The sequence below is a fragment of the Simiduia litorea genome (genome assembly GCF_042853465.1).
Classification (GTDB): Bacteria; Pseudomonadota; Gammaproteobacteria; order Pseudomonadales; family Cellvibrionaceae; genus Simiduia; species Simiduia litorea.
In genome coordinates this window covers 2,763,101-2,788,426 of the sequence record NZ_AP031497.1, presented here as the reverse complement: position 1 = coordinate 2,788,426, position 25,326 = coordinate 2,763,101, and the positions used below count along the sequence as shown (strand labels likewise).

The 25,326-nt window shown below is 48.9% G+C and carries 19 protein-coding genes; 12 read left to right on the top strand and 7 right to left on the bottom strand.

The annotated features are described in order from the left end of the window. The first annotated feature begins 183 nt into the window (after positions 1-183). The gene (locus ACGHTT_RS12385; RefSeq protein WP_390590931.1) at positions 184-1,875 is read left to right on the top strand and encodes a cellulase family glycosylhydrolase; all 1,692 of its coding nucleotides are present in this window, start codon (positions 184-186) and stop codon (positions 1,873-1,875) included. A gap of 155 nt (positions 1,876-2,030) precedes the next feature. Here ACGHTT_RS12385 and ACGHTT_RS12380 read toward each other — a convergent pair whose 3' ends face one another. Then, on the bottom strand, positions 2,031-3,368 hold the full coding sequence (locus ACGHTT_RS12380) for a GH1 family beta-glucosidase (RefSeq protein ID WP_390590930.1): 1,338 nt from the start codon (positions 3,366-3,368) through the stop codon (positions 2,031-2,033). A 236-nt stretch (positions 3,369-3,604) separates the two neighbouring features. Here ACGHTT_RS12380 and ACGHTT_RS12375 point away from each other — a divergent pair, with 236 nt between their 5' ends. From ACGHTT_RS12375 to ACGHTT_RS12345, 7 genes are all read left to right on the top strand, one after another. Beyond that, positions 3,605-4,933 carry a glycoside-pentoside-hexuronide (GPH):cation symporter gene (locus tag ACGHTT_RS12375; RefSeq protein ID WP_390590928.1) on the top strand — a complete coding sequence of 443 codons (1,329 nt, stop codon included), beginning with the start codon at positions 3,605-3,607 and terminating at the stop codon, positions 4,931-4,933. 103 nt (positions 4,934-5,036) lie between these two features. After that, positions 5,037-6,041, top strand: a complete 1,005-nt coding sequence (locus tag ACGHTT_RS12370; protein ID WP_390590926.1) for a LacI family DNA-binding transcriptional regulator — start codon at positions 5,037-5,039, stop codon at positions 6,039-6,041. Between the two features lie 484 nt (positions 6,042-6,525). Then, positions 6,526-9,498, top strand: coding sequence for a TonB-dependent receptor (locus ACGHTT_RS12365; protein ID WP_390590924.1), 2,973 nt, complete (start codon positions 6,526-6,528; stop codon positions 9,496-9,498). Positions 9,499-9,611: 113 nt separating this feature from the next. Continuing rightward, positions 9,612-11,189, top strand: coding sequence for a tryptophan halogenase family protein (locus ACGHTT_RS12360; RefSeq protein ID WP_390590922.1), 1,578 nt, complete (start codon positions 9,612-9,614; stop codon positions 11,187-11,189). A gap of 15 nt (positions 11,190-11,204) precedes the next feature. Continuing rightward, complete coding sequence (locus ACGHTT_RS12355; RefSeq protein ID WP_390590920.1) at positions 11,205-11,936, top strand: SapC family protein; 732 nt, start codon at positions 11,205-11,207, stop codon at positions 11,934-11,936. A gap of 3 nt (positions 11,937-11,939) precedes the next feature. Then, complete coding sequence (locus ACGHTT_RS12350; protein ID WP_390590918.1) at positions 11,940-12,956, top strand: cupin-like domain-containing protein; 1,017 nt, start codon at positions 11,940-11,942, stop codon at positions 12,954-12,956. Between the two features lie 35 nt (positions 12,957-12,991). After that, the gene (locus ACGHTT_RS12345) at positions 12,992-14,476 is read left to right on the top strand and encodes a tryptophan halogenase family protein (protein WP_390590916.1); all 1,485 of its coding nucleotides are present in this window, start codon (positions 12,992-12,994) and stop codon (positions 14,474-14,476) included. A 12-nt stretch (positions 14,477-14,488) separates the two neighbouring features. On the opposite strand, the gene moaE is transcribed toward ACGHTT_RS12345, so the two are convergent. From moaE to hemN, 4 genes are read right to left on the bottom strand one after another with little or no spacing between them, the layout of a single operon-like run. Continuing rightward, positions 14,489-14,941, bottom strand: a complete 453-nt coding sequence (moaE, locus tag ACGHTT_RS12340; RefSeq protein WP_390590914.1) for a molybdopterin synthase catalytic subunit MoaE — start codon at positions 14,939-14,941, stop codon at positions 14,489-14,491. Next, positions 14,942-15,190, bottom strand: a complete 249-nt coding sequence (moaD, locus tag ACGHTT_RS12335; RefSeq protein ID WP_390590913.1) for a molybdopterin converting factor subunit 1 — start codon at positions 15,188-15,190, stop codon at positions 14,942-14,944. Next, positions 15,177-15,692, bottom strand: coding sequence for a cyclic pyranopterin monophosphate synthase MoaC (gene moaC, locus ACGHTT_RS12330; RefSeq protein WP_390590912.1), 516 nt, complete (start codon positions 15,690-15,692; stop codon positions 15,177-15,179). Before moaC ends, moaD begins: the two co-directional genes overlap by 14 nt. 44 nt (positions 15,693-15,736) lie before the next feature. Further along, positions 15,737-17,149, bottom strand: a complete 1,413-nt coding sequence (gene hemN / locus ACGHTT_RS12325) for an oxygen-independent coproporphyrinogen III oxidase (RefSeq protein WP_390590910.1) — start codon at positions 17,147-17,149, stop codon at positions 15,737-15,739. A 141-nt stretch (positions 17,150-17,290) separates the two neighbouring features. Between hemN and ACGHTT_RS12320 the strand changes: the two genes are divergently transcribed. Genes ACGHTT_RS12320 through ACGHTT_RS12310 form a run of 3 tightly spaced genes read left to right on the top strand, consistent with a single transcriptional unit; the run spans position 17,291 to position 19,961 of the window. Beyond that, positions 17,291-17,875, top strand: a complete 585-nt coding sequence (locus ACGHTT_RS12320; protein ID WP_390590908.1) for a TetR/AcrR family transcriptional regulator — start codon at positions 17,291-17,293, stop codon at positions 17,873-17,875. A gap of 36 nt (positions 17,876-17,911) precedes the next feature. Next, entirely contained in the window at positions 17,912-18,835 is a 924-nt protein-coding gene (locus tag ACGHTT_RS12315) for a haloalkane dehalogenase (protein ID WP_390590906.1), read from the top strand. Between the two features lie 10 nt (positions 18,836-18,845). Further along, positions 18,846-19,961, top strand: coding sequence for a DUF2855 family protein (locus ACGHTT_RS12310; protein WP_390590904.1), 1,116 nt, complete (start codon positions 18,846-18,848; stop codon positions 19,959-19,961). 143 nt (positions 19,962-20,104) lie between these two features. Here ACGHTT_RS12310 and dapE read toward each other — a convergent pair whose 3' ends face one another. Then, positions 20,105-21,238, bottom strand: coding sequence for a succinyl-diaminopimelate desuccinylase (gene dapE, locus ACGHTT_RS12305; RefSeq protein ID WP_390590901.1), 1,134 nt, complete (start codon positions 21,236-21,238; stop codon positions 20,105-20,107). A 100-nt stretch (positions 21,239-21,338) separates the two neighbouring features. Here dapE and ACGHTT_RS12300 point away from each other — a divergent pair, with 100 nt between their 5' ends. Further along, on the top strand, positions 21,339-24,305 hold the full coding sequence (locus ACGHTT_RS12300) for a PAS domain-containing protein (RefSeq protein ID WP_390590898.1): 2,967 nt from the start codon (positions 21,339-21,341) through the stop codon (positions 24,303-24,305). Here the strand turns inward: ACGHTT_RS12300 and dapD are convergent. Then, the gene (gene dapD, locus ACGHTT_RS12295) at positions 24,302-25,318 is read right to left on the bottom strand and encodes a 2,3,4,5-tetrahydropyridine-2,6-dicarboxylate N-succinyltransferase (protein WP_390590896.1); all 1,017 of its coding nucleotides are present in this window, start codon (positions 25,316-25,318) and stop codon (positions 24,302-24,304) included. The genes ACGHTT_RS12300 and dapD overlap by 4 nt on opposite strands. Positions 25,319-25,326 lie beyond the last annotated feature (8 nt).

The window sequence follows — 25,326 nt, the reverse complement described above, 5'->3', positions numbered from 1 at the left end:
GGTACTTAAGTTCTCTTGATATACGCATTTTAATTTGGATTAGGAATTGTTGAGCGTCATTTAATGTCTTTTTCGCCTTAAAATCTTGGTAAGATGATCAAATATATATTTCGACTATAAGGTGCGGCTGGTTTGTGGGATATTACTTGCGCAAACACATACATTCCTTGCAGGGAGATAATAATGACGCAACGTAATCTATCGTGGATCAGGTGCAATTGGCGGGTCGGCTTAGGGGCTGTGGCGCTATGTGCAACGCTATTTGGGCCTTCGGCGCAGGCCGTAGAGCCTTTGACTGTATCAGGTAATAAAGTGCTCGCTGGCGGTGAAGTAAAAAGTTTTGCCGGTGCCAGTTTATTCTGGAGTAATAATGGCTGGGGCGGCGAAAAATATTACACCGCCAATACGGTTGCTTGGTTAAAAACAGACTGGAAGGCTAGCATTGTTCGCGCAGCCATGGGTGTTGAAGATTCTGGTGGGTACATCCAAGATCCCGTTGGTAATCGTGCCAAAGTGGCGCGCGTGGTGGACGCCGCTATTGCCAATGATACGTACGTCATCATTGATTTTCACTCCCATAACGCAGAACAATATCAGACCCAAGCCATCAATTTTTTCAAAGATATGGCGCAGACCTACGGTCATTTACCGAACGTTATTTATGAAATTTACAACGAGCCAACCAGTCAGTCTTGGGCCGGTACTATCAAGCCATATGCTCAAGCGGTGGTAAACGCGATTCGTGCCGTAGATCCAGACAACCTCATTATTGTCGGCACGCGGCAATGGTCGCAACGGGTGGATGAGGCGGCGTTAAATCCTATTCAAGGCACCAATATCGCTTACACGCTGCACTTTTATGCGGGCACGCACTTCGATGATTTACGCGGGTGGGCACAAACGGCACTCGACAATAACGCGGCGCTGTTTGTTACCGAGTGGGGCACCGTCAACGCTAACGGTGATGGTGGGGTAAATCACGGCAACACTGATGCGTGGATGACGTTTTTGAAAGAGCGCAACATTAGCCATGCGAACTGGGCGGTGAACGATAAGGTCGAAGGTGCATCGGCGATGATGCCTGGTGCCAGTCCGAACGGTGGTTGGGCTAGCCTGACTGAGTCTGGTGTTAAGGTGCGCGACATCGTGCGCAACTGGGCTGGCTCTGCGCCTAATCCTTGCACGAACAATTGCCCGACTACCAGCAAATTGCAAGCGGAAAATTATAGCGCCATGCAGGGCGTAAAAACTGAAGTTACCAGCGACGTGGGTGGTGGTGAAAATGTTGGCTGGATCGATGCCGGCGATTGGATGCGCTACGCGGTTAACTTGCCATCATCGGGTCAGTACGATGTGTCTTTTCGCTTGGCAAGCACGCAGGCTGGCGCATCTTTCCGCTTGGAAAAATCAAGTAATCATCAAGTACTCGACACTGTGACTGTGCCTAATACCGGTGGTTGGCAGAACTGGCAAACCGTTACTCGTACAATGAGTCTTAGCGCTGGTCAGCAAGACCTCACCATCGCTGTTGCCAAGGGCCCATTTAATATTAATTGGATTGAATTTAAGCCTAAGACCACGGTGCCTGCCGATAGCGATGGCGACGGTGTTGCCGATAATGTTGATCAGTGCCCCAATACACCGGCCGGCGCGCAAGTGGATAGCAATGGCTGCACGGTGGTAACACCGCCCGCGAGTTGCAGCGGTGTGGCGAGTTACCCAAATTGGACAACACCAGACTATAACGGCGGCCCCAATACGCACTTAGAAAAAAATGAGCAGATGCAGCACCAGGGTAAGTTGTATCGCGCTAACTGGTATACCAATTCGGTGCCGGGCAGTGACGCCTCGTGGACGTTTGTGCAGAACTGTTGATGCTATCTCATTGAATGGCAGAACTGAATAAAAGTGCTGAATAAAAACGGACACTCTCGCGAGTGGCCGTTTTCTTTCTTACGCGGTTGCCAGCGTGTGGCTGGTGTCATCAGTGGCGAATCATCGCAACCTCGTCGGTTAGTTATTCGCCTTTATTACCTGCTACCAATAAAATTCGCGTAGGCGTGGCCACTGGCTTTTATGGTGCGGGTTTGTGTCTCATAGTCGACATACACAATACCAAAGCGCTTCTGGTAACCGTAAGCCCACTCGAAATTGTCCATTAAGCTCCAGGCAAAATAGCCTTTCACATCCACACCTTGTTCGACGGCGTTGTGAATGGCGTTTAAGTGGCTATCGTAGTAAGCCAAGCGATCGATGTCGTTAACTTCTCCATTTTCTACTGTGTCTGGCATAGCCGCGCCATTTTCGGTGATAAAAACAGGGGGTAGTGGGTAGCGTTGGTGTAGATTTACTAACAGGTCCGTGAGGCCTTGTGGAAAAATTTCCCAGCCCATATCGGTTAGCGCCGCATCCGCTGGCACCGTTTCTACGAAGGCAGTGTCGGCTTCTGCATGAAAAATAGCGCGGGTGTAATAATTGAGGCCGAGGTAATCCATGGGTTGGCTAATGATGGCCATGTCGCCATCTTCGATGGGCGGGCGTTGATGTTCGGGAATATAAGCCATCGCCTTTTCTGGATAGCTACCTGCCAGTACCGGTTGGGCATACCATTGAAACAAAAAGTCATCGGCCAATTGTGCGGCGGCGATATCGCCGGCGCTGTCGCTTTTAGGATAAGTGGGGCTCATGTTGAGCACTAATCCATTTAAACTTTTCGGGCTGTTTTTATTTAGCACCCGAAGCGCTAGGCCGTGCGCGAGGAGTAGGTGATGTGCGGCTCGCCGTCCGGCACCAAGATCGGCAATGCCGGGCGCGTGAATGCCTTTTTCATAGCCGAGGAAGGCGCTGCAAAAGGGTTCGTTTAGGGTGGCGTAGGAATGGACTCGATGGCCGAAAACGCGGCTTATCTTGTCCGCGTAATCCTCAAATAAATAGGCGGTTTCTCGATTTAACCAGCCGCCTTTATCCTCTAGATGTTGGGGTAAATCCCAGTGGTAGAGTGTCACAAAGGCTTTGATATTCTTCTCTGCTAGGCGGTCCAATAGTTTTATGTAGAACGCAACGCCGCTGTGGTTTAGGCTGCCGTCCGCATTAATAACTCTGCCCCAAGACACGGAGAAGCGGTAGGCATCAACCTGTAGGCTTTCAATAAGGTCTAAGTCGGATTGCCAGAGGCGAAGGTGGTCGCAGGCTACTAAACCATCGGCGTTATCGCTGACCTTGCCCGGGGTGGCGCAGAAAGTATCCCAGATACAGGACAGGCGAGACTCAGCAGCGCCCTCAATTTGAAAAGCAGCCGTGGCAACGCCGTAAATAAAATCCTTTTTTCTCAGTTTGGAGGTCTGAGGTATAGCTAGTTTTAACGTCACAACAACGACTCTTGTGGGTTATAGCGGTTTGCTAGTTTGTTAATATGTTTGGCGCGCAGACTTAGGGTTCAGTAAAGTAGGTTGATTAATCCAATGAAAGCGCTTACATTTAGGTTAAGGCTTTGATGCTAGTTGGTCAACCTTGACGGGTTAATATTTTAATAAAAACGGGTTGAGCTGCGTTCGGATCAATTATTGGTCGCGCTTATTCAACAAGATCTAATCGACGAGGCTTTATGCTAAGCATTCGAGAAAAAGTCGCCTATGGCTTAGGTGACACCGCCAGTAATATTGTTTTTCAGTCTGTCATGTTGTTTTTGACCTTCTTTTACACGGATATTTTTGGTATTTCACCGGCCGTGGTGGGCACCTTGTTTTTGGTTGTGCGTATTTTTGACGCAGTAACTGATCCGTTAATGGGAGGCTTGGCCGACAGGACCAATACGCGCTGGGGGAAGTTTAGGCCCTATCTATTATGGTTGGCGCTACCCTTTGGTTTTATCAGCGTATTGGCATTTACCACCCCAGATTTGAGTGAAGAGGGCAAGGTTGTCTATGCCTTTTGTACATACGCCTTACTGATGTTGGCCTATACCGCCATCAATATTCCCTATTCGGCGCTCGGCGGCGTGTTGACGGCTGAACCTAAAGAGCGTGTCTCGGTTCAATCCTATCGCTTCGTGTTTGGCATGCTGGGCGGCTTGTTAGTGACCGCTTGCACGCTGCCTTTGGTTGGCTATTTCGGCGATGGCGATAAAGCCCTAGGTTACCAGCGCACGATCATGGCAATGAGTGCGCTTGGTGTCGTGTTGTTTTTGCTTTGCTTTGCCGGAACCAAAGAGCGTATTGCGCCGCCACAAGATCAGCGCAGCAGCATTCGCGAAGACATGTATTCGCTATGGCAAAACGATCAGTGGCGGGTGCTGTGTCTAGCGGCCTTGTTTTTATTAACGGGCATGGTTATTCGCTCTACCTTGGCTATTTTCTACGTTAAATATTATTTGTTACGCGAAGATCTTGTTACCCAATTCGTTACCTTGGGCATGATCGGCAATATTATTGGTTGCGCCTTAGCCCAGCCCCTAGCGAAGCGAATGTGCAAGGTTAAGGCCTATATTAGCCTGCAGCTAATTGCCGCGGTGCTGTGTGGGGCTGGTTACTTTGTTGGCAGTGAGCAATTGGTGCAGGCCTTCGGCTTGTATTTTTTCTGGTGTCTGTTTTTACAGATGGCGACGCCATTGCTATGGGCGAAAATGGCGGATACCGTAGATTATGGTCATTGGAAGACAGGTATACGGATAACCGGCATGGTGTACTCGTCTATCGTGTTCTTCATTAAGCTCGGTTTGGCCTTAGGTGGTGCAATAGCGGGATGGCTGTTGGCCTATTACAGCTATCAGGCCGATGTGCTGCAATCGGCTGAAACTCAGGAGGGTATCCGGCTGTCGTTTACTTTGTGGCCAGCACTTGGGTCTTTGGTGGTTGCGTGGATTATGCGCAGCTATAAACTCGATCAGGTGACGGTGGATAAATTGCAGGAAGATTTGAAGCTTCAGGCCGTATAAAATGCCGCGATGACGGCGACGATGCTGATGGATGTTGTGATGTTGATCAATGGTGTGAGTTAAATAAACAGTTCGGCGAGATTAAGGGATAACTAGGAACTCTATGGCAACCATCTACGATGTATCTGAACTTGCCGGTGTGTCGCTCGCGACCGTGTCGCGCGTGATGAATAAAAATGCGCAGGTTAGCGAAAAGACTAAGCAAAAAGTGCTTGCGGCTATGGAGTCCCTCGGTTATCGACCGAGTGCCATCGCCAAGGGCCTAGCGTCAAAGCATACCAGTAGCGTTGGTGTCTTAATCTCTGAGTTACATGGCCCCTTCTACGGCATGATGATGAGTGAAGTGGAAACCGAGTTGCGCAATCACGATGTCCACGCGATTATCGCGGCCGGCCATAGTGATGCCGCCAAAGAGGAAGATGCCATCGAGTTTTTATTGAGTCGCCGCTGTGATGCGCTGATTCTCTATGTTGAATCCGTTACCGATGACTATCTCATTAAGCTCGCGAAAAAGGGCACACCACTCGTCATTATTGGCCGTAATATCCCTAAGCTGGCGAAAAATTGCATCAGTTTAAACAATGAACTGGGTGGTTATTTGGCCAGTAAGCATGTGTTGGATAATGGGCATCGCAAAATCGCTTATATCTCTGGGCCGCTGTGGAAGGACGACGCTCAAGAGCGATTGGCCGGTCATAAGCGAGCGCTGGCAGAGTACAACGTCAAGTTTAACGAAAAGCTATTGTTTGAAGGCTCTTATCAAGAAGAGGGCGGAGTCGAGGGTTTAACTCACCTGCTCGCTCAGCGCTCAAATTTTACCGCGTTGCTGTGCGCGAATGATGAAATGGCTGCGGGTGCCATGACCGCTGCTCGCGATCTGGGTTTGGCTATTCCACAAGACCTTTCCGTGGTGGGGTTTGATAATGTTGCTTACTCTCGTTACGTCTACCCGAAACTGTGCACAATAAACTACCCCATTCGAGAAATGGCCAACATGGCCGCGCATTGGGTTTTAAAATATGTGTATAAAAACAATGCCTTTGACATTCAAAATATATTTGAGCCGGAGCTGGTAACGCGCGATTCTGTGAGCAGATATAAGCGTTAATGAGTTTGTTGGCTTATTTGCCAAAGTCCGGGCGCTGAGATTCATAGGGCGTGGCCTTCGTGCCCCCTAGCCGTTTTAGAGTGACGCGCGGCTTAGTCGTTTCCTCCCCGTTTACGGCTTGCGATTGAGGTGGGGCTCGGACTAGGCGACCCCTGGTACGACGTCCACTTTTAGCCCAAAAACAACGGCCATAACCCTATGGCTAAATCCTTGTGTTACGGCTATGTGGGTAGTTTTGTAACCCCTATTTTTGAATTCGCACCTCGCTGAAATAGCCATGATTGAATTTGTTAATACGGCTTGACACTAGGTTAGCTTTGGCTTAATTTGTAAGCGCTTACATTTAAAGATTTATAAATCTTATATGAGTATTTGTGCTTGCTAAGGTTTTTTTTTATCATCAAATGTAAGCGCTTACAGTGGCGAAACAGCCACGCGAATGGAAGTTAATTCCAACAATAATCAGACAAATCGGGTCAGAGCTATGGAATACAAAACGTTTAAGCGAACACAGCTAGCAGCCACCATTTCGATGGTCTTAGGCGCGGCCGCTTTTTCGCCAGTCTTCGCGCAAACTAGCGATCAGGCAGAGGCAGAGCAACTAGAAGAAATTGTCGTCACAGGTATTCGCGGTAGCTTGCAGCGCGCAATGGATATTAAGCGCGACAGCCAAGGTGTTGTTGATGCTATTTCCGCAGAAGATATCGGCAAGATGCCCGATACCAACCTCGCCGAATCGCTGCAGCGTATAACTGGCGTGTCTATCGATCGCGAAAGAGGTGAAGGTAGCAAGGTGACTGTTCGCGGTTTTGGGCCTGACTTCAACTTAGTAACGCTGAATGGTCGACAAATGCCAACCGCAAGTGGATTAGGTCGCTCATTTGATTTCGCCAATTTAGCGGCGGAAAGCGTTTCCGGCGTAGAAGTATATAAAAGTGGTAAGGCAAATGTGTCTACTGGTGGCATTGGTTCGACATTGAATATCAAAACTACTCGTCCACTAGAGTCACCAGGGCTTGCTGCCACCGTGGGTATAAAAGGTGTGCACGATACCTCTACGGAGGAGGGAAGTGGCTTAACACCAGAGATCTCGGGGTTGTTTTCAAATACCTTCGCTGACGACACGATCGGTGTGTCTCTAAGTGCAAGCCGGCAAGAGCGCGATAGTGGCGCGGCTACAGCGAGCGTGGGCGGTTGGCGCACCTTTCCTGGTGAGGTAGATGGTTGTTGGTGTACGGCTAACCCATCGGAGTGGGGTGGTATTCCGCCAGAAGGTGATCCGAACCAAGTCAATCGTCCTGGCGCAGGTGATCTCTATTCTGTGCCGCAAACAATCGGCTATGAGTTGGCTGAGTACAGTCGCGTGCGTACTAACGGCCAGCTGACACTGCAGTGGCAGCCAACAGACACAATTAGGACGACCTTGGATTACACCTATAGCGAAGTAGAAGTTGAGCGTTCTTACAACAATATGTCTGCATGGTTTAATTTTGGCGGTCAAGAAACCCTTTGGACCGATGGCCCTCAAGCGACACCATTGATCTATGCGGAAAATTCCTCGGGTGCCGATTTCTCTATGGGTGCCGGTAGAGACGCCACGCGAACTGAAAATAATTCTCTGGGCTTCAACGTTACGTGGGATGCGACTGATAGCTTAAGCCTTGGTTTCGACTACCATGACTCAACCGCCGAGACGACGCCTAATAGTCCATTCGGAGACAGCGCATTGCTGTCAATCGCTGCGTTTACCCGCGACAAAACAACCGGCAATTTCAATAACGATCTGCCTTCGCTTGAGCTTGAGTTGTCGAATCCTCTGTCGCCAGACGATATGCAGATCACCGGTAGTGTATTTACCAATAACGTTTCAAAAATGGATATCGATCAGTCGAAATTTTTCGGTACCTTCGATTTTCAGGGCGGCGCTGGCCCTATCGAAAGTATCGATTTCGGCATTGAAATGACTGAGGTGAATAATCGCTCGGCGGGCTCAGTCGTTCAGCGTGATGCTTGGAGCAATACTAACACTGCGGTAGGCGATATAGCTGATTTAATGCAGCCCATGTCGATAGCTGGTAGGTTTGATAATGTCGATGGCGGTAGTAACTTAGTGCAAACTGATTTCTATGGCTTCGATATGGTTCAGTTGATCAATCGCTTTAATGATTTGGTTGAAGCAGGTGATGCGTCCTATGGCCCTATGAACGGACTTGGTGATTGTGGAACGCCTTTGTGTTCATCTAGCAATTTCACCTCAGATCGGCGTACAACCGAAGAGTCTACCGCTGCTTATGTGCAGTTGAATATGGCCACGGAATTAGCAGGAATGCCAACTAAGCTTAACGTTGGGTTACGTCATGAGCAAACGGATGTGTCTTCTTCAGCATTGGTCCCATCATATACGGGCGTAACCTGGTTCGGTGGAAACGAGTTTACTGCTGTTCAAGGTGCGGACTCAGACTTCACCAGCCTAGACGGTGATTATAAAGTTTTACTGCCGAATATTGATTTAAGTGTTTCGGTTACTGACGACCTGGTCGCTCGTGCTTCTTGGAGTAAAACGATTTCTCGCCCTAATTATGGTGACATTCAGGGTGGGGTGACCATCAATAATCCATTGCGCGTCGATGGTGGTACTGGAAGTCGCGGCAACCCTGCGCTGAAACCATTGGAATCCGAAAATACAGACCTCTCTGTGGAATGGTACTATGATGACGCGAGTTATGCGTCGATTGGTTATTTTCATAAAAATGTGAAAAACTTTATCGGTACTGATTTCATATCAGAGCAGACATTTGACCTCGCTCACCCCGCTAACAGTCCTATGTATGCCGAAGCCGTGGCTGCGGGTAATACCGATCCAGGCGATATTTTTAACTACATATTGACTAACTACCCGAGCGCTGAAGGAGTGGATGCCGTGAATGGTGTGATCACAGGTATCGCTGGTCGCGACAGTGCAACGGATTTCACCCTAACGGTACCTACAAACGTAGAGACAGCGGTCGTTGACGGTTGGGAGTTCAATGTTCAGCACACATTTGGAGAGAGTGGTTTTGGTGTTATCGCCAATGCGACTATCGTCGATGCCGATGTCGGCTATGATAACTTCAGCCGTGAAACACAATTTGTAATTACTGGGTTGAGTGATTCAGCTAACCTAATTGGCTTCTATGACAAGAATGGTATTCAGGTTCGCTTGGCCTACAACTGGCGCGATGATTTCCTCGCTGGTACTGGACAGGATAACGTTGGCGTTGGTCCAACCTACGTCGCCGCTTATGGCCAATGGGATATGAATGCGAGCTATGAAATCACCGAGAACGCGACGGTGTTTTTGGAGGCGCTGAATATTACTGATGAAACGACTCACGTGTATGGTCGCGACAAGATGCAAACCTTGTTTGCGGCACAGGGTGGGCCTCGCTATGCTATTGGTGCTCGTTACAAGTTTTAATCATCTGTAAAACGTAGTAACTTGTGATAGGGAGAGTCATCGTTAGGTGATTCTCCCTTTTATGTTTATACAAGATGCTTTTGGTTTGAAATTAATTGTGGTTAATAAAGATAATGTCGGGCCATATTAAAAATGTTGTGATTGTTGGTGGTGGTTCAGCCGGCTGGTTAACCGCTGGGGTAATTGCTTCGGAACATCGCTTGGCTAATGCTAGCCAGTTAAATATTACATTAGTGGAGTCGCCAACTTTACCTGCTATTGGTGTGGGGGAGGGTACTTGGCCATCCATGCGTATGACCTTGCAGCGCATAGGCATTTCTGAGACGGATTTAATTCGTGAATGCGATGCCAGCTTTAAGCAAGGTACACTTTTTGTTGATTGGAAAGATCGAGATAAGGTGCAACGGTATTACCATCCGTTTAGCTTGCCGTTGGAATATGCTTCGTTGAATCTTGCTAGTCATTGGTTAAATGGACGTACGCCTACATCTGGATCATCCCCCAGTTTTGCAGACTACGTTACGCCTCAAGCAAGAGTAGCTGAACTCGGTTTGGCACCAAAGCAGGCAGTTACGCCGGAATATGCGTTCAATCTTAATTATGGTTATCACTTAGACGCCACGCGTTTTGCTAAACTTTTATGCAAGCATGTAGTGGGTCAATTGGGTGTTGTTCATGTGCAGGCCAATGTACAGAAAATTGAGGCAGCCGCTAATGGTGATGTGACGACGTTAATTCTGGATAATGGTCAGCGCCTAGTGGGTGATCTATTTGTGGATTGCAGTGGTGTCAAATCATTGCTCATTGGCAGTCATTACCAAACCCCGTTTAAATCACTTAAGTCCACCTTGTTTAACGATCGTGCACTAGTGGTGCAAGTACCTTATCCCATCAAGGATGCGCCGATTGCTTCCACGACGGTATCAACTGCCTTGTCTGAAGGTTGGGTGTGGGATATTGGTTTGCAGAGTCGTCGCGGTGTGGGTTACGTATACTCCAGTGCGCATGCCGATGAGTCAAAAGCGCATTCGTTATTGGCTGAGTATTTGGCCAAGACAGCGCCCAGTTCAAGCTTGAGCGACGCAGATTTTCGCGCTATAAGCTTTGAGCCAGGTCATTACCAACAATTGTGGGTTAACAATTGCGTGGCCATTGGTATGGCTGGCGGTTTTATCGAACCGCTGGAGGCATCGGCATTGGCCATGGTGGAGCAGGCCGCGGCCATGATCGCCGATCAGATGCCGGCCAATCGTAAATTAATGGATGTAGTTGCGAAGCGTTTTAACGAAAAAATGTGTTATCACTGGAACTCTATAGTGGACTTCCTAAAACTGCACTATGTGTTGAGTGATCGTTCTGACAGTCAGTATTGGCTAGACAGTAGAAAACTTGAGTTTTGTTCATCAGCACTGCACGAGCGCTTGTCGCTTTGGCATCAGCAGCCGCCTTGGCACGATGACGCGCCGCGTATCGACGAGCTCTTTCCCTCCGCTAGTTATCAATATGTTTTATATGGCATGGGCTTTAAGCCCGACAGTATGAGTTACAGTAAGCACCAATTTGCTCAGGCTGTGGAGCGTGCTCAGCGCGTTGTTCATGCTAATCAAAAGCGCCTCCAAGGGATGGTATCTGCGTTGCCAAGCAACAGAGAATTAATAAATAATATTATGGCGGCAGGCATGCCGCACTAAAGAAAAGGTATTGTTATGACGAGTTTTGCATTGTTGAATAACGTTGAACATAAAGACATTAAGATACAGAGTGGTTATTCTGCTGAAATGGGTGACGGTGTCATGTATACCATGACCTTTCCATTTGAGTTTCGCTCTGTTCAAGCTGAATATCCAATTCTGTTGCACAAGGACCTAAGTAATAATCTAATCTATCCTGTTGCGTTGTTTGGTTTTCAAGATAAGGAAAACTTGTTCTTGGACGAAGGTGGATGGCATGCTAGCTATAAGCCCTTGATGATTCGACGACAGCCATTTTTGATAGGGTTTCAGGGGGAGCAGGCCGCGGAGAGTGCCGAGCGCCGCCGTGTGGTCTCTATCGATCTTAACAATCCTAGAATTAGCCGTACTGAAGGGCAGCCGTTGTTTGATGAGTTTGGTGCAAACACGCCCTACTTAGAAGAGGCTGCCAATATGCTAGAAGCCATTCATGAAGGTCACGAGCACAGCAAAAAGTTTATCGCGGCATTAGAAGAGCATAGTCTTATTGAGTCCCTGACTATTGATATTACGCTAGACGATGGCTCGAAAAACCAGCTTTTGGGTTTCTATTTTATCAACGAAGATAAGTTGCAGGCGTTAGCTGGTGAGGTACTTGAATCCTTTAGTCAACGTGGTTTTCTCATGCCAATTTTTATGATGCTGGCATCTATGAGTAATATTTCTGATCTCGTGAGTAAGAAAAATCGCCTTGAAGGGCTGTCATAAATTATGCCAGCTTCGACCATGCCAAAACCGGTACGCGAGCTAAATGGCTGTCGCGCGGATGCTATTCCTGATTTTGTTTTACAGTCTCAGGAGCCGTTGATCCTAAAAGGTTTGGTGAGCGAGTGGCCGGCGACAAAATCTTGTAGTGCATCATTAAATAGTGCTGCTACCTACCTATCTAAATTTTGGACGCCCCAACCGGTAACGGCCTATGTAACCGATTCCGGCTCAGAGAATAGGTTGTTTTATAACGACGATTTTACCGACTTTAATTTTCGCCGTGGAACCGCGCCTTTACACCAGATCATGCAAAAGTTATCAGAACACAGCGCCGAGAAAACGCCGCCCGTTATTTATGTCGGCTCGACCATGGTGGACAAGTTTTTGCCGGGATTTAGAGCGATAAATGATCTCGCTATGGGTGAGCTTCGCCCATTAATGAGTATGTGGATAGGTAATAGAAGTCGTATTTCTGCGCATTACGATTTTCCTGACAATATCGCCTGTGTGGTAGCTGGTAAACGTCGATTTACTTTGTTTCCGCCAGACCAGTTACCAAATTTATATATTGGTCCAGTGGATCGCACGCCAGCAGGGCAGGCAATTAGTTTGGTAGATTTTGATAAGCCAGATTTAGGCCGTTTTCCTCGCTTTGCGGAAGCAATAATGCATGCGCAGGTCGCCGATTTGGACCCGGGTGATGCTGTGTTTATTCCGAGTATGTGGTGGCATCACGTCGAATCATTGTCTGCTTTTAATATCCTTGTGAACTACTGGTGGACTACAAGCGCAGATTATCTGGGTGCTCCTTCAGCGGCGTTGATGCACGCTATGTTGTCGTTGAAAGACTTACCTGAAAGTAAGAAGGCCGTTTGGAAAAATTTGTTCAATTACTATGTGTTCGATGCAGACCCTAAGTCTTTTGAACACATTCCGGAATCTGGTCGCGGGGTTTTGTCTGAAGTCTCTAAAGAGATGGCGGCGTGGATGCGTTCAGAAATTATTAGCAAATTACAATAGAATAGTCAGATCGAGTGTTGCGCTCGGAGGTTGCTGTGAAAAATCGTAAAATACGTAAAGTTGTCGTGGCCGGCGGAGGTACTGCCGGTTGGATGGCTGCTGCGTCACTGTCTAAGTTGCTTGGTAAAACACTTGATATCACCTTAGTGGAATCTGATGATATACCCACCGTCGGCGTCGGTGAGGCTACCATCCCAACTCTTATTACCTTGCATCAATTATTAAAAATTAATGAACAAGAGTTTATGGCGGCTGTGCAGGGTACTTTTAAGTTGGGTATTTCCTTTGAAAGCTGGCGTGACGTAGGCCAGGATTATATCCACTCTTTTGGTTGGACGGGCAAAGACTGTTGGGCGGCCGGTTTTCAGCATTTTTGGAAAAAAGGTATAGATCTCGGTATTAGTGAAGAGTTTGGTAAATACTGCCCAGAATGGGTGGCGGCAAAAGAAAATAAGTTCGCGGTATTACCGCGCGAAGGTCTTAACTATGCGTATCATATCGATGCGGGTTTGTACGCAAAATTTTTGCGAAAAATGGCTGAGCAACATGGCACGGTTAGGCAAGAAGGAAAGATTAAGTATGTCCATAAGGATACGGATACGGGTTTTATAACATCGTTACAATTGGAATCTGGCCAAGTTGTTGAAGGCGATTTGTTTATCGACTGCACTGGCTTTCGGGGCCTGTTAATTGAGGAAGCATTACACACAGGTTACGATGACTGGAGTCACTTATTGCCCTGTGATAGTGCTATTGCCGTGCAAACCGAGGCTGTATCCGATCCAATACCTTATACTCGCTCAATCGCTCATGAGGCTGGTTGGCAGTGGCGCATTCCCTTGCAAACCCGTGTTGGTAACGGCATGGTGTTTTGCAGTAAGTTCTGGAGCGACGATGAGGCTATCGCCACCTTAACTAGCAATATCAGTGGCAAGATGCTTAATGATCCCCGTGTGATTAAGTTTAAAACCGGGCAACGGCGGAAGCATTGGCATAAAAACTGTGTCGCTATGGGTTTAGCTAGTGGATTTATTGAGCCGCTAGAGTCTACCAGTATTCACTTGATTCAGCGCAGTATCATTCGCCTGATGCAGATGTTTCCCTATGACGGTATTCGTCAGCCGGATATAGAAGAATTTAATAGCCAAATGACATTCGAATCGGACAACATTCGCGATTTCATTATCTTGCATTACTACGTAACTAATCGCAGAGATAGCGAGTTCTGGCGGCATTGTAGCAGCATGGATATTCCAGACTCTTTGCGCCACAGAATAGAGTTGTTTAAACAAACTGGTCGTGTATTTAAAGTGCCGACAGAGCTTTTTGGTGAGAACTCTTGGATTCAGGTGATGATGGGGCAGGGCTTAATGCCTGAACAATATCACCCTATTGTTAACATGATGAGCGACGCGGAGTTGAAGGATTTTTTAACAGGCATCCGTCAATCGGTCGATAAGTCTGTGAAACAGCTGCCGAGCCATCAGAAGTTCATTCAGCATTATTGTAAAAGTATGTGATGCGCCTGTGCTCTACCAGCGCTTCGCAGCTTCCTCATCTGACTCTCGCGCGTCAACCCAGCGCTCGCCATCGCGAGTGCTTTCTCGTTTCCAAAAAGGTGCACGGGTTTTTAGATAATCCATGATGAATTCGCAGGCGGAAAAGGCGTCGCCTCTATGTTCGGAGCTAATGCCAACGTATACGATTTGATCCGAAGGGTTGAGCTGCCCAACACGGTGAGTTAATAGAACCGTATGTAAGTCCCAGCGCTGGGCGGCTTGCTCTGCAATTTCGGTTAGCGATTTTTCTGTCATGCCGGGGTAGTGTTCAAGAAATAACCCGGTAACCCCATCGCCGAGGTTCATGTCGCGTACTAGCCCCGTGAAGGTGACGATGGCACCAATGTTAGGGCAGGCTTGACGCAGTTCAAGGTAAAGCGCCGACTGATCGAAATCCTGTGTTTGAACCTTGACGGTGATGACCATTTAACCACCCGTGACTGGTGGGAAAAAAGCAATTTCATCGCCGTCGCTGACGTCGCTATTTTTATGGCTCATGGTTTCATTCACGGCGACTAAGATATTGGCGGCCATTAAAACGTCCTGCCAATCGGGGTGCTGCTTAATGAGCGCGGTTTGTACGTCTGCCACCTGCTGGATTTTCTCGTAAGGCAGTTGTAAATCGGCTGTACCAAGCTGGTCGCGCAGTCGGGCAAAAAATTTAATTTGTATCATTGTCTATTCCTGTCGTTCGGGCACGCAACTCAGCCACATAGTGACCACTTTTACCGCCAGACTTCTCCAGCACGCGGGTGCCTTCAATTACCATGTTTTTATCCACCGCTTTACACATGTCGTAGACAGTAAGGGCGGCGACGGAGGCGGCGGTGAGGGCTTCCATTTCAACACCGGTTTGGCCGTTTAGTCGGCAGCAGCTTTCAATGCGTACACGGTTGTGCAGTGGCTCTGGTGTCAGTTCAACTTTTATATGGGTAAGTAGCAGCGGATGGCAAAGAGGAATTAAATCTGCGCATTTTTTCGCAGCTTGTATGCCGGCAATACGGGCAACAGCCAGAACATCGCCTTTCTTGTGGCCGCCCTCAGTAATGAGTGCGAGTGTCGCTGCTGCCATGGTGATATAGGCCTCGGCGCGCGCTTCTCGCTGGCTATTGGCTTTTGTGCCCACGTCTACCATGTGCGCGTGGCCTTGATCGTCTAAATGGGTGAGTTGGCTCATCGCTTCCTGTCCGCCTAATGTCATGCGCCATGATAGCAAAGCTATCAAATAATTTTGGAAAAACTCTGTTTAGTTGCTGGGGCTATATAGGCATCAAAGGCCATGCAGATTCGGCGAATTAGTAGGCGCCCCTTGGCAAGGACATGGATGCCTTGCTTATCAATTGTTAATAGACCGTCGCTTTCCATGGCGGCGAGTTGTGCTAAAGCCTGCTCAAAATAGTGTTTAAAATCGATGCCGAAAGCCTGTTCTATGGCGTCAAACCTAATGTGGAATTGACAAATCAGGCCCATGATCACGGCCTTGCGGATATGATCATCTTGGCTCATGGCAAAGCCTTTGGCCACGGGGGCTAGATTTTGATCTAGAGCTTGATAATAGTGGTCGAGCTGCTTGTGATTTTGCAAATAGAGGTTATCTATTTGGCTGATGGCTGAAACGCCAAAGGCCAGGAGGTCGCAGTGGCCATGGGTTGCATAGCCTTGAAAGTTTCTGTGTAGCTTGCCATCGGCCTGGGCCCGGGCGAGTTCATCGCCGGGTTTGGCGAAGTGGTCCATTCCTATATACACGTAACCTTCGTCCCGTAGGCGCTCGATAATGTAGTGCAGCATATCGAGCTTTTCGCTTGCACTCGGTAGTGCTTTTTCGTCGATTTGCTTTTGCACTTTAAACAAGTGTGGCATATGCGCGTAGTTGAAGACGCTAAGCCTATCGGGGCTCAGTTTTATAACGGCTGCAAGGGTTTTGGCTATTGAGTTTAACGATTGTTTTGGCAGCCCGTATATGAGATCCATGCTGATGGAGTGATAGGCACTGTCGCGCGCCTGCTTGATTAAGCGGGTGACCTCCTCAACGCTATTAAAGCGGTTCACCGCTTCTTGAACCTGCGGGTCAAAATCTTGAATACCTATGCTGAGGCGATTGAAGCCTAAGTCGCGCAATCCTTTGAGGGTTTGAGGCGTGACACTGGCTGGGTGAATTTCAAGGGCATATTCGCCGCTGTCGTCGCTGTGTAAATTAAAGTACCTGCGAGTTTCCCGCATCAGCGCGGTCATTTGCTCTAGCGATAAATAGGTAGGTGTTCCGCCGCCCCAATGCAGTTGATCAACGGCTCGATGACGGTCGATCTTGCTTGCCATCATGGCCATTTCTTTAAACAGCCGCTCTAAGTAGGGGATGGACTTACGCTTATCGGCGGTAATCACTTTGTTGCAGGCACAGTAGTAGCAAACTGTATCGCAAAAAGGTATGTGGCAGTAAATCGATAGAGGCTTACCGGTGCTATCGCTTCGGGCCAGGGCTGCGGCAATATCGGAATCGCTGATCAAATTGTGAAATTGCGGCGCCGTTGGGTAAGAGGTGTAGCGTGGCCCAGACAAATCGTAGCGGGCAATAAGGTTGCTATCCCAAAGTGCCGTGTTGGCTGTATTGACGAGTGTGGGTGACGTGCTGGGCATAAGCGAGGTGAATGCAATAATGAATGTGGCGTCATTTTACGGCAGGGCATGGCAGGCTTACATGACGTGGGTCAAGCTGAGCGGTTGTTTAAGCGGTAATTTTGTTTTAGAGTGATTGCTACAGTATATTAACGGTACCCTATGCCCAGACCAAAAACCTTTGATCAAGAGCGCGCTCTGCAGGGTGCCATGCATTGTTTCTGGCGGCAGGGCTTTGGCGCCAGCAGCATGAAAGATTTGGAGCAGGCGACGGGACTAAAAACCAGTAGTCTTTACCATTGTTTCGAATCGAAACAAGCGCTGTTTTTGAATGCGCTAGATCTCTATATCACACAGGTGGTGCAGCCACGGGTGCAGCGCCATTTATTGGTTGGCGACCCGCTGTTAGGTATTGAGGCGTATTTTCGCGAGTGCTTTTTGCCGCAATCGCCGGCCTTGCAATTTGGTTGCCTACTGGTTAACAGCGGCACTGAATTAGGCGCTGATCAGCCAAGTGTCAAAGCAAAAGTCGCGCTGGGTTTGCGCTGCGCCGAACAGGGCTTAGCGCAAGCCTTAACGCGCGCACAGCAACAGGGGTTGGTGTCGCCCTCGGTGGATGTCGCTGTTCGCGCTAAGCAGTTGGGATTTTTACTCGCCGGTATGTTGGTCAATTGCAAGGTGGCGCGCGATAGTGAATGGCTTGAAGCTGCTATGGCTTCGGTATCGCAATTACTTCGAGCCGCTTAAAAAGAACCTAAACGATGAAAACGCAGGGAGTGGAGTATGGACGTTTTGCGCACGCCGGAGGCTTGTTTTGACCGCTTACCGGATTATAACTTTACCCCAAATTACTTGCAGGTGGCCGACACCGAAGGCGGGCACTTAAGGATACATTACCTAGATGAAGGCGACGCCAATGCACCGGTTGTGTTGTTGTTGCACGGTGAGCCTTCGTGGAGTTTTCTGTATCGAAAAATGATCCCGCTCTTGGCGGCCGCGGGGTTTCGCGTTTTAGCGCCAGACCTAATTGGCTTTGGTCGATCGGATAAACCCAGTAAAACCAGTGATTACACCTATGCTCGTCATGTGACTTGGATGAAAGATTGGCTAATCCAAGTTAATGTGAAAAATATAACGCTGTTTTGTCAGGACTGGGGCGGCCTTATTGGCTTGCGTTTAGTGGCCGAACTCGGCCATCTTTTTTCACGAGTGGTCGCAGCCAATACCTTTTTGCCCACCGGTGATTTCGCGCCGGGTGAAGCGTTTGAGCAATGGCAACAATATGCTCAAACAGTGCCCGTTTTGCCAGTGGGTGATATTGTCAATCGCGGTGCTGTAACAAACCTGAGTGCGGATATTATTGCGGCGTATAACGCGCCTTACCCTGACGAGCACTATAAAGTGGGGGCGCGAATTTTTCCGCAACTGGTACCGATTACGCCAGAGAACCCAGAGGCGCAGGCCAATCGTGAGGCTTGGCTGCAGTTGCGCCAATGGCAAAAACCTTTCCTGACGGCCTTTAGTGATAGCGATCCGATTACGGCTGGCGCAGAAAAAATATTGCAAAAATTGATACCGGGCACTCAGGGATTACAACATCCCACCGTTGCAGAGGCGGGTCATTTTCTACAGGAAGATCAAAGCCAGAGCTTGGCCGATATTATTATTCAATTTGTAAAAAATACACCAGTATCGTCTATTACCTAGGACTTGACTCATGGCTATCACGCAAACGCGATTCGACGTATCTAAAACAGCATTGCAAGACATTACCACTCAGGTCTCGCCGATTGAGCAGCCGCTGATGGATGGGCAAGTACTGCTGGCTATCGATTGTTTTAGCTTTACCGCAAATAATGTGACTTATGCAACCTTGGGCGAAACGCTACGCTACTGGCATTTTTTTCCGTCCGGCGATGCCGAGAAGGGTATTATCCCGGTGTGGGGCTTTGCTGATGTTATCGCTTCTAATTGCGCAAACATTAACATCGGTCAGCGGTTCTATGGTTACTACCCGATGGCGTCGCATTTGGTGGTGGAGCCTGGCAATATCTCAATTCACGGGTTTGTTGATACAACCCACCATCGTAGGTCGCTGCCGAAAATTTACAATCAGTATACCAATACCGAGACTGATCCTCTTTACCATGCCGAGGCAGAAGCCTTACAGATGTTGATGCGGCCGCTTTTTACAACCTCATTTCTATTGGCCGATTTTTTTGAAGAAAATGCCTGCTTTGGTGCCGAGCAATTGGTGTTAACCAGTGCCTCGAGTAAAACCGCCATCGGCACCGCACTGTTACTTCAGGCCGGTAAGTTGGTGCAGGAAAAGAAAACCCATCTTGTGGGGTTAACGTCTGGTGCGAATAAGGCTTTTGTGGAAAGTCTTGGCTGTTATGATCAAGTGCTGAGTTACCAAGAGTTGGCCGCGTTAAATGCTAAGGCCAATAGCGCGGTGATAGACTTTGCTGGTAACGGTCAGCTTTTGTCGAATATCGCTCAGCACCTTCTTGGTAAGCTTGCTTATGTTTGCTTAGTTGGCGTATCCCATTGGGATAACCGTCAGGGGTTGGAGCCGCTGAGTATTGTGCCGAAACCAGAGTTGTTTTTTGCGCCTACGCAGGCCGAGAAGCGCTTGCTGCAGTGGTCTGTGGCTGGCTTTCATCAACGCTTGGCAAGGGCTTGGTCGCAGTTCGAAATATTTTCCCGCGCCTGGTTGAACATTGAAACGCATACCGGAAACGAGGAAATTACAGCCGTTTATCAGCGTGTTTTAGCGGGTAAGCAGTCGCCTGATAAAGGCTACATTTTAGCTTTTTCGAAAGAGCCGTAGCGTTGATTACACGTTTGACGTTAACCGGTAGCGAGAACATGGAGGCTTTTCCATCGCCTCACAAACGTGAGGCGATGGTGATTGGTTTTAGTGACGAGAAAAAACGATATTATAATTCTCGCCGAGATTAGATTACCCAAGATTTATGCTAGGAGTAAGCGCTCTAAGGTTCGCACGTAAATGTTGTGCAACTTATCTAAATCATCGACCTTCACGCACTCATCGACTTTATGGATGGTGGCATTAACGGGGCCTAGCTCTACCACTTGTGATCCCGTGGGTGCGATGAAGCGGCCGTCACTGGTGCCGCCAGCTGTCGACAATTCAGTGCTGCGGCCTTCGACGTCGGCAATGGCGCCGACGATGGCATCCACTAACGCTCCTTGACTGGTTAAGAAGGGTTGGCCAGATAAGTTCCACTGCACCTGATAATGTAGCCCGTGTTTCAGCAATATGGCCTCTGTGCGCTCGCGCAATTGTGCTTCAGTAACCTCCGTGGAAAAACGAAAATTACACAGCAGTTCGAGCTCGCCGGGGATAACATTGGTTGCACCCGTGCCGCTGTTTATATTGGACACTTGAAAACTGGTGGCAGGGAAAAAGTCATTGCCGCCGTCCCAAATTTCTGCGGCTAGCTCGGTCAGTGCCGGTGCAAACGCATGGATCGGATTTTCCGCCAAGTGTGGGTAAGCCACATGGCCTTGAATCCCTTTAATGATTAGCTTGGCGCCGAGCGAGCCGCGCCGACCATTTTTGATGACATCGCCCACCTGTTCAGTGCTCGAGGGCTCGCCAACTAAGCAGCAATCAATATGCTTATTCTGTGCTTGTAGCCACTCAACCACCTTTACCGTGCCGTTAATTGCAGGGCCTTCCTCGTCGCTGGTAATAAGAAAACCAATACGGCCGGGATGCGCGGGGTGTTTAGCCACGAATTCTTCGCAAGCGGTGACCATGGCGGCCAAGCTGCCTTTCATGTCGGCGGCGCCGCGACCGTATAACATGCCTGCGTCGATAGTGGGCTGAAAGGGTGGAAAGCGCCATTGAGTTACTGGGCCGGTTGGCACTACGTCTGTGTGCCCGGCAAAAGCCATTAATGGGCCAGAATCACCTCTCTCAGCCCAGAAATTATCAACATCTTCAAAACGCAGACGTTCTATCGTAAAGCCGATGGCCTGTAAGCGAGCGATCATCATGTCTTGACAGCCTTCATCGAGTGGTGTCACCGACGGTCGCTTAATTAACTCGCAGGCAAGCTGTACGGTTGCAGAGGTCATGTAATACATCCTGTGGCAAAAAGTGGCGTATTTTAGCAAAAACACAGCATTTTACCGCAAGCAGCTACACTCAATTTAGGTATTTTAGTGATTGATTGTTATGGGGTTTACACTTCTCGGGGTTTTGTTGCTCGCGGCAATGGTTTTTTTTGCGCTAATGCTTGCTGTATTTCTGCGTTGGCCGCAGTTTTTGCTGTGGGTTTTACTGCGCCTAAATGCCGAGCGTTGGTTACTCAAGTTGTTACAGCAGGTGTCTATTGACCTGCCGGGTACGCATGTATCCGGTTATTGGCTCTGGGATATCGCCAGACGACGTCTGTGTTTAGTCGGTCACAACATAGAGACTCTGGGCTTTGATGGGCGGTGGGTTGAACAACCGATCGATCACATCATGGCGTTGGTTGATAGCGAAGACAGGCCTAGGTTAGTTCAATCGAGTAAGGCATTTGTTTCAACGCAAGAGCCACTGGCGGCAGAGTTTAGGTTGACGCCCGAGCTCGGCGTTAATCGTTGGCTACGGGTGACGGGAAAGGTTTTAAGGCGGCATCGTCAGGGTGGCGCTGCTATCGCATTCGGCCGCGTTGAAGACATTGGCGAGCGCAAATCACACCCAGGTACTATTGCGGCGTTGCATGCGCAGTTAATCCAACAGGTTGAGCCGCAATGCAAGGTCAACCAACCGGTCGAGCAATCGGCCAGTGATCTTAAGTTGAGATTGCAACAAGTCTTGGATACCGCACAGGTTGCGCTCTGTTGGAAAAGCAGTGCGGGTGATTACTTGGGCTGTAATCAAAAATTTGCCGATTTAGTGCAGGTATCAAGTCCAGAACAGGTTATTGGTAAAACCGATGTTGAGCTGCTCTGGAGTGACGATGCGTCAATGACTATGGCTGAGGACCAAGATATTCTCCAGCAACGCAAATCTTTCGTAGACAAAGAAATTGAGTTATTAAATGCTGCCGGGCAAACGCTTTTTATCAAAAGCCATGCCGCACCCTTGCGCGATGAGAGTCGATCGGTGATAGGGGTATTTAGAACCTATGAAGATATTTCACTGCGGCGTCGCATGGAAGCCTTTGCGCACAAAGAGCGTCAGTTGATGCAGGAAATTTTAGACAGTTCCAATGCGATGATTACTATTGTTGATCGGCATTACTGCTTTCTTCGCATTAACCGCTATTTTGAAGCGACCATGGGCTTGAAGGCAAAGGACGTCGTGGGTAAGCATGTGAAAGAAGTCATTAAAGGCTCAAAAGGCGATCTGGTGTTAGCGATCTGTGATCAGATAGTCGCAACTGGATTACCGGTTACTGAAGAGTACTCGGTTCCCACTGAGCGAGGTGGCAGACGGTCGTTTATTGCCAATGTGACCCCCGTTTTTGATGAAAATGGCAAGGTCGATAAGCTGGTAACGGTATCAACCGATGTAACTGAGCTAAAGATGACGCAGGTTGAACTCGAAGCATCTCGCAATAAAGCTGAGCAGGCCGCATCGGTAAAAAGCCGGTTTCTCGCTAACATGAGCCATGAAATTCGCACCCCTATGAATGCCATTCTGGGCTTCAGTCAATTGGCTCTGACTACATCCCTAGACTCAAAACAGTTGGACTATCTGACTAAAATACATTTTTCTGCAGAAAATTTACTTGGCATTGTTAACGACATTTTGGATTTTTCTAAAATTGAGGCGGGTAAACTAGCGTTAGAGGAAAAGACATTCGATTTACGAGTGTTTCTGGATAATATCTGTTCTATATTCGAAATGAAATCAAAGCAGAAACACCTTGCATTTATTCAAACAATCTCACCAAACACGCCCTCGTTCATTAAATCAGATGCTCTGCGCTTACATCAAATCTTGGTGAATTTAATAGGTAATGCCATCAAGTTCACCCATGCGGGAGCAGTAACGCTTGAGGTTCGAATGAGTGTCGATATGGGCGCGCGACAGATATTGCGTTTTGCCGTTGTTGATACCGGTGTCGGCTTGAGCGACGCGCAAATGGCGCAATTGTTTGTGGCTTTTGAGCAAGTTGATGCCGGCGTTGCCAGGCAGTATGGCGGCACTGGTTTGGGCCTCACCATTAGCCGGCGGCTGGTGGAAATGATGGGCGGGGAAGTAAAGGTTAGCAGTGTAGTAGGTCAAGGCAGTCAATTTGAGTTCAGTGTTAACGTGGGCAGCGCGAGTGCTGCGGATGTGATTGAGGGTGTTGCAGCAAGTGTGGTTGATTCTGTGCCGGATTTTCAGGGCGCAAAGCTACTGCTTGTGGAAGACAACGCGATAAATTTACAGGTCGCCAGCGAAATATTAGCGCCGTTTAATCTAGATATCGTGACGGCATGTAATGGCGTTGAGGCCATAGAAAAGGTGTTCGCGCAGGAATTTGCCCTTGTCCTGATGGATATTCAAATGCCGGTTATGGACGGTTATAGCGCAACGCGCAAAATACGCGAAAGGTTTAATGACGTTCGATTGCCGATTATTGGTTTAACGGCCAATGCCATGAGTGAAGACCGGCAGGCGAGTCAGCTGGCGGGTATGAACGCGCACGTGGCGAAACCCATTGATATTCCGGCGCTGGTGGCCGCACTCCGACGCTATTTGCCGGAGCGGGTGAGTGCATCGGGAGCAACGGACGCTCTAGAAGGTCACGCCGGGGATGGTCACGGTGTCGTCAATGGCAGCCACGATGTGGCGCAACAACATTTGCCTGTGCTAGATGCCGACGAAGGTTTACTTCGACTGCGCGGCCGTCATGATCGCTATCAGGAATTACTGCTTAGTTTTATGGCGCAGTACAAGACCGGCGGTCACGACTGCGCGGAATTGATCCAGCAGGGCGATTTTGCCAATGCCAAAGCACTTGTTCATCAAATTAAAGGGGTTGCCGGAAATCTGAGTGCAAAACAGGTGTATGTAGCATCTCAGGGGTTAGAGACGTTGCTTGATGTTGGTGCCGAGGCGGCGCGCGATGAGGTCTATCTTATTGCGCAGGTGCAATTGCTTCAGTCTGCGCTAACAGAGCTTGCCGAGGCGATCGACAAACTCTGCAGCACGCAGAACTAGTTGGCGTGCAATGCCTCATTGAGTGCAACAGCGGTTTTATTCGCCTTGCACTCAACCGCGCCGGACAGCGAGTTACGTCGGAACAGCAAGTCTGTTTGACCGGCTAGGTCTCTGGCTTTTACATCGCGCACCAAGTTGCCTTGGTCATCGAGTAAACGCACCTTAGTACCGGCAGTAATATATAGACCAGACTCTACCGTGCAGCGATCACCCAAGGGAATGCCAATGCCTGCATTGGCACCCAGCAAGCAGTTGTCGCCCACTGAAATGACGATGTTGCCGCCGCCAGATAAGGTGCCCATGGTTGAGCAGCCGCCGCCCAAGTCGGAGCCTTTGCCGACAAATACACCGGCTGAAATACGCCCTTCAATCATACCTGGCCCTTCGGTTCCGGCATTAAAATTGACAAAGCCTTCGTGCATGATGGTGGTGCCTGCACCTAAGTAAGCGCCAAGGCGAACGCGTGCCGTGTGGGCAATACGGACTCCCTCGGGCACAACGTAATTCGTCATTTTTGGAAACTTGTCGACACAGGAGACTTCGAGTACCTCCCCTTTACAACGCGCCGCCAGTTGGCGGGCTGGCAGGTCGGTTAAATCCACCGCGCCTTCATTGGTCCAGGCGACATTGGGCAGTACGCCAAAGAGCCCATCAAGTTTGGTTTGATGAGGCTTTACCAACCGGTGCGATAATAAATGCAGTTTCAAATAGGCTTCTGGCACGGAGCTCGGGGCGACGTCAGAGTTTAGGAGCACGGCGACTAGCGGGCGTTCACTTTGGCTGAGCTGGGTGAGTGATGCGGCCAAGGCTGAGTCTTCTTTAGCAACTACGTTGGCTAACTCGGCTGCTTGCGCTGGACTCAGCGCTTGGGTGCCCAGCGCGGGTAGCACTGAGTGCACAGCGTTTGCCAACGCATCTGAAACGTTAATTCGCGGCGTGGGGTAAAAAACGTCAAGCCATTGGCCTTGACGGTTATGGGTGCCGACACCGAAACCCAGAGCGTACAGAGTCATGGAAAATC